This window comes from Candidatus Proelusimicrobium excrementi, assembly GCF_937881865.1.
Taxonomy (GTDB): Bacteria; Elusimicrobiota; Elusimicrobia; order Elusimicrobiales; family Elusimicrobiaceae; genus Proelusimicrobium; species Proelusimicrobium excrementi.
In genome coordinates this window covers 1-7,468 of sequence record NZ_CALGEO010000024.1, presented here as the reverse complement: position 1 = coordinate 7,468, position 7,468 = coordinate 1, and the positions used below count along the sequence as shown (strand labels likewise).

The following is a 7,468-nucleotide window of genomic DNA, read 5'->3' as shown; positions in this document are numbered from 1 at the left end:
CCCCGCCGGTCCAATTAAAGAAACGGCATAAATCTTCCCCGGCAAAAGACGGTTCCGAAACCAAAACCTCGTCAAAAGCCATTTGCCCGTAAACGTCCGCGCGCGGGGAAGACAAAACCTTTACCATCTTAAATTAGGCTCTCTGGCCGCGCTGACTTCGTCTATGCGTTTTACGGGGCAGTTTTTAGGAGCCTCGTGCAAAACTTCCGGATTGGAGCCCGCTTCAAGGAAAATGCTTGTCATGGCCGATATAAACTTATCCAAAGTTTGCTTATTTTCGGTTTCCGTCGGCTCTATCATAATAGCCTCCGGCACTATCAGAGGGAAGTATATCGTCGGCGCGTGAAAGCCCATATCCAAAAGCATTTTGGCGACGTCGGCGGTCCTTGCCGCGGGCAAAACACCTTTGTCTATCGTCAAAACGCATTCGTGCATACAAACGGCGTCAAAATAAGCCGGGAAATACTTTGCCAGTTTCACTCTTACGTAATTTGCGTTTAAAACGGCGTTTTCCGCTATTTCTTTAAGAGTGTTTCCGTCAAATTGGCTTAAATAACAATAAGCCCTTATTATCACCGAAATATTGCCGTAAAAACTCTTTATCCCGCCTATGCTGTGTTTTGTTTTTGCGGAAAGTTTATATTTTTTCCCGTCAAAAACAATACGCGGAACAGGCAGGAAGTCCGCCAGCTTTTCGCCTACGCCGACAGCGCCCGCGCCGGGGCCGCCACCGCCGTGAGGGGTGGCTATGGTCTTATGCAAATTGATGTGCATTAAATCAACGCCCATATCCGCGGGCTTTACAAGGCCTATCAAAGCGTTTAAGTTCGCGCCGTCCATGTAAAGAAGCGCGCCGGCTTTATGAGTCATTTCCGCGATAGTTTTGATATCCTTCTCAAATAATCCGGCCGTATTGGGGATAGTCAGCATTACAAGAGCGGTTTTAGGCCCCAAAACTTTTTTAAGCTCTTCCAAATCCACTCTGCCGTCAGGGCCGGATTTTATATTAACCACTTTGCATCCAGCCATAGCCGCCGTGGCCGGGTTTGTGCCGTGCGCGGTATCGGGTATAATAATTTCCCTGCGTTCAAAATCTTTGCGGGATCTGTGATATGCCGCCGCTATCAAAGCGCCGGTAAATTCCCCGTGCGCGCCGGCCGCCGGCTGAAGCGTAAAATCATAAAGGCCGGTTATCTCCTTAAGCTGATTTTGAAGAGCGTAGACAACGCTCAAAGTGCCTTGCACGTATTCTTCCGGCGCATAAGGATGAACGTTTGCAAAGCCGTCCAAAGAGCTTAAAACGTCATAAGCTTTGGGGTTGTACTTCATCGTGCAGGAACCCAAAGGATAAAAATGCGTGTCCAAACAAAAGTTCAGTCTGGAAAGATTCGTAAAATGGCGGACAACATCAAACTCGCTCATGCTGGGCAGATTGGGCGGAGTTTTCCTAAGCAGTCCTTCCGGCAAATAAGAGGAAGCCTTTTTATCGGCTTTCTTTATTTGAACTCCGCGCCTTAAAGCGGAAGATTTTTCTATTGAAAGCAAATTATGCGGATAGTTGTTCATATTATATCCCCCTCAGCGCGGAAGCGAAAGCTTCCAAATCGGCTTTGGTTTTGACTTCCGTCGCGCAGACGAGAAGGCAATTCTTCAAATTTTTGTCAGTTCTGCCCAAATCATATCCGGCCAAAATTCCCTTCTTGGCCGCGGCTTTAATTATTTGCGCGGCGGGTTTGGGGCATTCAAGAGTAAACTCGTTAAAGAAAGGTTTATCAAACTTAAGTTTATATCCTTCTGCGGAGCAAAGCATATCTTTAAGGATATGCGCGTTTTCGATATTAGCTTCGGCCACGTCCCTCATACCGAAAGGCCCCATAAGCGTAAGGTAAATCGCGGCGTTAAGCGCGCACAAAGCCTGATTGGAGCAAATGTTTGAGGAAGCCCTTTCGCGCCTTATATGCTGTTCTCTGGCCTGCAAAGTCAGCACGAAAGCCCTTTTCCCGTCGGCGTCTTTGGCCATGCCGCAAATGCGCCCCGGCACATAGCGGACATATTCCTTTTTACAAGTAAAAATACCGAGGCCCGGCCCGCCAAAGCTCATCGTATTGCCTAGGCACTGCCCTTCCGCCACGGCGAAATCCGCGTCATAAGAACCCGGCGTTTCAAGCGCGCCCAAACTTATCGGGTTTACCTGAGCTATAAGCAAAGATCCGGCTTCATGCACCGCGCGGGAAATTTCCCGTGCGTCTTCCAAACACCCGTAAAAGTTAGGGTTGGAAAGAACAAAAGCGGCGTATTCCCCGCCGGATAAAAGTTTTTTAAGCTCGGCCAAGTCAACGGTTCCGTTTTCAAGCGGAGCTTCTTCAAAATTAACCGCGCCGGAAGATTTAAAATAAGTGTTTAAAACTTTTTTGTACTCCGGGTTTAAAGCTGCGGAAAGCAAAACTTTGTTTTTATTTTTGATTTTGCAGGCCGCGCCGCAGGCTTCGGCCAAAGCCGTCGCGCCGTCGTAATGGGAAGCGTTTGAAACGCCCATTTCAAACAAAGCGCAGATACAGCTTTGATATTCATATATGGCATGCAGAGTGCCTTGGCTGGCCTCGGCCTGATAAGGCGTATAAGCCGTCAAAAATTCCCCTCTGGAACTTATCGCCCCGACCGCGGCGGGGATAAAATGTTCGTAAATTCCCGCTCCGGCGAAGTTCAAAAGCGGTTTGTTTAAAGCGGCGGCTTTCTTTACCGCGGCGGTAAGTTCGACCTCGGTTTTAGCGGGAGGCAAATTAAAATTCTTTGCGAAAAGGCTTTCGTCAATATCTTTAAATAAATCTTTTACGGAACGGGCGCCGACGGCTTCAAGCATTTCCCGCTTTTCTTTTTCTGTATTGGAAATAAACATTTTATCCTCTTAAAACATTCGCCCTTGCGCTTTTGCTAAGCGCAAGGGTATATATGCGGAAAGTAAAATTACAACGAGGCTTTATAAGCTTCAAAACTTAAAAGCGAATCTGCTTCTTTCGGGTCGGACATTTTTATTTTAAAAAGCCATCCGCCGGAGTGCGGTTCCCTGTTGACCAAAGCGGGATCGGCGGTTACGGCTTCGTTGACTTCAACGACTTCGCCCGAAACTGGGCTGAAAATATCCGAAGCGGATTTAACGGATTCTATAACGCAGCATCTTTCGCCGGCTTTAACCTGCGCGCCTTTCTGCGGAAGTTCAACAAAAACGATGTCGCTGATTTCATGCTGGGCGTGGTCGCTTATGCCGACGACGGCCGTTTCGCCCTCAATAAAAGCCCACTCGTGGGTTTTGGCAAATTTGCATTTTTCCTGTTCGTACATTTTTTACTCTCCTAAACTTTATTTTTATAAAAAGGCATTTTGACGGCCTGAGCCGGAACCATTCTGCCGCGGATTTCTATTTCCACTTTGTCGCCGTCGTTAATTTCCGCCGGGACGTACCCGCAGCCTATGGCTTTGAAAAGGGGCGAATAAGTCGCACTTGTAAGCGAGCCTATCTTTACGCCGTCTTTATATACACCGCAACCTTCCCTGGCTACGCCCGCGCCCAAAAGTTTAAAACCGATAAGTTTGTTTTTTACGCCTTCGGCTTTTACGCGGGCCATAATTTCCTTAGCGGTAAAAGGCTCTTCTTTGTTGAGTTTTACGACCCACCCGCAGGAAGCCTCATAAGGGTTTTTGCTTTCGTCCATATCACTGCCGGAAAGCAAATATCCGGCTTCCAGCCTTAAGACGTCGCGCGCACCCAAACCGCAAGGTTTAAAACCGTGCTCCAAAGCCCAGGCGAAAAGCTTGTTTATCTGCTCCGCCGGGCCCATGATTTCGACGCCGTCCTCGCCGGTATAACCAGTGCGAGTGACATAAGCTTTGGTGCCGAATAAATCTATTTCTTTAATCCAAAAACGTTTTAAAAGTTTTATGTCGGCGTCCAGGGCTTCAAGATAATCCAAAGCTTTGGGTCCCTGCAAAGCCAGCATGGCGTAAGAATCGGAAGCGTCCGTAACTTTTACGTCAAAACCGGCGGATTTCTTTTTAAACCATTCAAAATCTTTTTCCCGCGTAGCGGAATTTACCACCACGAGGAATTTTTCTTCGCTTAAGCAAAACGAGATAACATCATCAATAATGCCGCCGTTCTCGTTAAGAATATGCGCGTATGCGCCGCGGCCGGGCTCAAGTTTATAATTATTGGTAGCTGCATTCTGCAAAAATCTATAAGCGTCTTTGCCTTCAAAAAACACTTGCCCCATGTGGGATACGTCAAACATTCCGGCGTCTTCCCTTACGGCTTTGTGTTCGGCTATAATGCTTTCATACTGAACCGGCAAAAGCCAGCCGTGGAAATCCACCATCTTCCCGCCGGCTTTGAGGCAGGCTTCATACAAAGGCGTTTTTTTGAGTTCTTTTTCCATACTCCCCCCAGCTAAAATTATTATATAAAATTACTTCCGGCCCTCCGCCTTGGCGTAAGAGACTATTCCGTCCCTTATGCTTTCGGCCATTTTTTGCCTTACGCTTTTGGTGTTGAGGCGTTTTCTGTCGTTGGCGTTGCTAAGATAACCCATTTCCACCAAAACCGCCGTAGAATTAACGCCGCGCAAAACATAAAAATTGGCTTGTTTTATAGCGCTGTTTTGATGCACTTTTATACCCAAATTACCGCTTTTTTTGGTAACGCTGTTCCTGATATGCCCGGCCAATTTGGAACTTTGGTTTATATTCTCATTGGTGGCGAGGGATTTCAGCAGCAAATCGGCGAAACTTACCGTTCCGCCGCCTTTGCCTTCATATTGCAGGGCTTCGTTTTCCAAAGCGGCGGTTTCGGCGGCTTCCGCGTCGGAAGCCTTATCGGATCGGAAGTAGACTTCAAAACCGTTGGCGGAAGCGCGCTTGGCGGCGTTGGCGTGTATGGAGACAAAAACATCCGCCTTGAAATCATTGGCCATTGAGGCCCTTTTGCCCAATGTGATAAAAACGTCGCTGTCCCTGGATATTTTAACTTCAAATCCTTTTTCTTTCTTAAGCAAATTGTATAGGATTTTGGCTACGGCAAGGTTTAAATCTTTTTCTTTGCTGCTGCCTTTTTTAACCGCGCCCGGGTCTTTTCCGCCGTGGCCTGGGTCTATCAAAATACGGAATTTGCCTGTTTGCGGAGCAGGTTTTTTAAGTTCTTCGTATTCCTTGGCCGTAACGAGTTTGTTTACTACGGTCTTTTTAGGCTGAGCGTTTTTTGCCGTGGCCGGCTTGCTTTGCGTTTGCAAAGGCTTTGCGGAAGCTTCAAAAAATTCATCGCCGAGTTCCACCGCGTCGTTTTCCGCCGAAACGCTGTCGGAAGGCTCTTCCCCCAGTACGGAAGGCTTTTCCAAAACCGAAATATTATCCGCGCTTTGGACTTCCTCCGCTTCCAACGCTTTTGAATCCGCAGCAGCGGCATAAGCCGAAAGCGGTGATTTGGGCGTACTTTCGCCGGAAGCGAAAGCTATGTAATCGCCTTCTTGGAAGACCTCCCACTCATGCCCGCGCCCTTTAAGCTGAACGCTTAAGGCCGCGCCTTCTTCTGTCTGGCGTATCTTAACTCTGTCTATAAAGCTGCTTTTCGGTCTTAGAGTTTCTTCCCTTTTTATTATCGCTTTCGGGAAGAAAATTTCCGCAAAATATTTCCCGCGCTTATCTTTGTTAAAATTGACTTTACCTTTGGTTTTAAAAATCAAAGCCGCGGAAGAAGCCGTTTCCTTTACTTCCGAAAGTTCAATATCGTAAAGCTTTTCTATAATTATCTTCCCGCCGGAAAGTTCCGTCTGAAAGCCGGTATAAAACCTGATTTTGGGGGAGTTGAAAAAGCTTATCGGCGCATATAAAACGCCGTCTTCCAGCAAAAGAGGAGCCTCAAGCTTATAACTTTCCCCCTTGACGGCGGCGTTTTGCTCGCCCGCCCTCAAAACGCAGAAAAATCCGGCCGGGCCTTTAAGGTTAAGCTGCCCCGAACGCCCGAACCAACTTGTTTGCAGTTTTAAAATTTTGGAAAGACGCACGGCCTCGGCATAATTTACGCCGTCTTTGTTAATTACTTGCACTTCGCCCTTATTTTTGCCGAGCATTTCCACAGGCGTTTGCGAAGCGGCCCGGCAAAACCCACAGCTGAAAAGCAACAAAAGAGGCAAAAGTATCTTTTTAAACATTATCGGGCAAATCCTCTTTCGGGGGAATATATTTAATATCCGTTTCGGCCATAACGGCGTAACGGTTGGCGTTCAGCCACTTGCGCTGTTCTTTATAAGAAGGGCAGTATTGCTCCACAGTCGCCCAAAATTCCGCGCCGTGATTAAAATGCAAAAGGTGTGCAAGTTCATGCACTATAAGATAATCCTGCACTATCTGCGGAGTTTTTAAAATACGGTAAGAAAAATTTAAATTCTTTTTTGAAGAACAGCTGGCCCACATGGTTTTTTGGTCCTTAATAACAATATTGTTAAAAGCAACCCCCATTTTATCGGCGATTTCTTTTATTCTTTTGGGCAGAATTGTTTTTGCCTGTTCGCGTATCCAGCGTTCGGCCAAAGCGGGCAGATTTTCGGCGGGGTCATTAATTATAATTTTAAGTTCTTCGTCTTCTTCAATGATAATCGGCTCTTTTATTTTGTCGCTTAAACTTACGACGCAGTTTAAAAGTTTGCCGCGGTAAAGAACCTTTCCGGCGGCCGGCGCGCAGGAAGAATCCGCCCCCTGCGGTTTTTCTTCTTCCGGCGTTTCGGAAGAGAAAACTTCCGGCAGGTCGCTTTTAAGTTTTTCTATAAAAAGTTTAACGTCGCTTATAGTAGTTTCAATATCAATATCCGCCATAAATACATTCTATAAAAATATATTTATTATTTTAAATATAATATGGCAAATTTTGCCAAACAAAAAGCTTCCGCAGAAAACGGAAGCTTTTACCTGCTTTTTGGCAAACCGGCATTTTACATTCCCAAACAATCAAAGTAGCAGTGAGTTACGCCAATGCCCGAACCGTCATCTTCCGAAATTGTTACAATACAACTCGTTCCGCCATTGCTTTGACTGCACGTCCCGCAGGAGGACGAAGAAGCGTTTTTGCAATTAACCGGGTTCATAGCGGAAAGATGCCAGCTCCAGCCGGAAGGCATTCCTCCTTTAACGCATCTGTTATTGCTCCATGTAAAATTGCTTCTGCAAGTGCAAATACCCGTCCAAGAGCCGTAGCTCCATCCGCTGCCGCTTGTGCATGTGGCTGTTCTTGTTTGTTTGCCGCCCGTGGTATTGGTGACATTGCCGGAACAATTCCTTAAAGTTTCCCCCCTTAGCCGCACAAGAACTTCCGTTCCAGCACTCATTTGCACCACATGTCGGCGTTGTAGGGCAAGAGCTGTCCCAATCAGACCAAGTTTTGTTTGAACAGCAAGTCCTTGTCGACGTGCTGTAGCTGCACCCGCTT

7 protein-coding genes are annotated in these 7,468 nt (G+C 46.9%); all 7 read right to left on the bottom strand.

Going from position 1 to position 7,468, the window contains the following annotated elements; genetic code table 11:
• Positions 1-120 precede the first annotated feature (120 nt).
• Positions 121-1,566: an aminomethyl-transferring glycine dehydrogenase subunit GcvPB gene (gene gcvPB / locus ACQY26_RS01590; RefSeq protein WP_428047332.1), complete on the bottom strand. Its 1,446-nt coding sequence runs from the start codon at positions 1,564-1,566 to the stop codon at positions 121-123.
• Between the two features lies 1 nt (position 1,567).
• Positions 1,568-2,896 (bottom strand): aminomethyl-transferring glycine dehydrogenase subunit GcvPA, encoded by a 1,329-nt coding sequence (gene gcvPA / locus ACQY26_RS01585; protein ID WP_428047331.1) that lies wholly within the window; start codon positions 2,894-2,896, stop codon positions 1,568-1,570.
• 68 nt (positions 2,897-2,964) lie between these two features.
• Positions 2,965-3,339 (bottom strand): glycine cleavage system protein GcvH, encoded by a 375-nt coding sequence (gene gcvH / locus ACQY26_RS01580; RefSeq protein ID WP_428047330.1) that lies wholly within the window; start codon positions 3,337-3,339, stop codon positions 2,965-2,967.
• Between the two features lie 11 nt (positions 3,340-3,350).
• A complete protein-coding gene (gcvT, locus tag ACQY26_RS01575; RefSeq protein ID WP_428047329.1) occupies positions 3,351-4,430 on the bottom strand; it encodes a glycine cleavage system aminomethyltransferase GcvT in 1,080 nt (359 codons plus the stop codon).
• A gap of 30 nt (positions 4,431-4,460) precedes the next feature.
• Positions 4,461-6,197, bottom strand: a complete 1,737-nt coding sequence (locus ACQY26_RS01570) for an N-acetylmuramoyl-L-alanine amidase family protein (RefSeq protein ID WP_428047328.1) — start codon at positions 6,195-6,197, stop codon at positions 4,461-4,463.
• On the bottom strand, positions 6,190-6,858 hold the full coding sequence (locus ACQY26_RS01565; protein WP_428047327.1) for a M48 family metallopeptidase: 669 nt from the start codon (positions 6,856-6,858) through the stop codon (positions 6,190-6,192). The genes ACQY26_RS01570 and ACQY26_RS01565 overlap by 8 nt, the downstream gene beginning before the upstream one ends.
• A gap of 116 nt (positions 6,859-6,974) precedes the next feature.
• Entirely contained in the window at positions 6,975-7,367 is a 393-nt protein-coding gene (locus ACQY26_RS01560) for a hypothetical protein (RefSeq protein WP_428047326.1), read from the bottom strand.
• Between the last annotated feature and the right edge of the window lie 101 nt (positions 7,368-7,468).

Excerpts from the sequence above, each read along its gene's own strand:
- gcvPB (WP_428047332.1), bottom strand. The coding sequence starts at position 1,566 with ATGAACAACTATCCGCATAATTTGCTTTCAATAGAAAAATCTTCCGCT.
- gcvPA (WP_428047331.1), bottom strand. The coding sequence starts at position 2,896 with ATGTTTATTTCCAATACAGAAAAAGAAAAGCGGGAAATGCTTGAAGCC.
- gcvH (WP_428047330.1), bottom strand. The coding sequence starts at position 3,339 with ATGTACGAACAGGAAAAATGCAAATTTGCCAAAACCCACGAGTGGGCT.
- gcvT (WP_428047329.1), bottom strand. The coding sequence starts at position 4,430 with ATGGAAAAAGAACTCAAAAAAACGCCTTTGTATGAAGCCTGCCTCAAA.
- ACQY26_RS01570 (WP_428047328.1), bottom strand. The coding sequence starts at position 6,197 with ATGTTTAAAAAGATACTTTTGCCTCTTTTGTTGCTTTTCAGCTGTGGG.
- ACQY26_RS01565 (WP_428047327.1), bottom strand. The coding sequence starts at position 6,858 with ATGGCGGATATTGATATTGAAACTACTATAAGCGACGTTAAACTTTTT.
- ACQY26_RS01560 (WP_428047326.1), bottom strand. The coding sequence starts at position 7,367 with ATGAGTGCTGGAACGGAAGTTCTTGTGCGGCTAAGGGGGGAAACTTTA.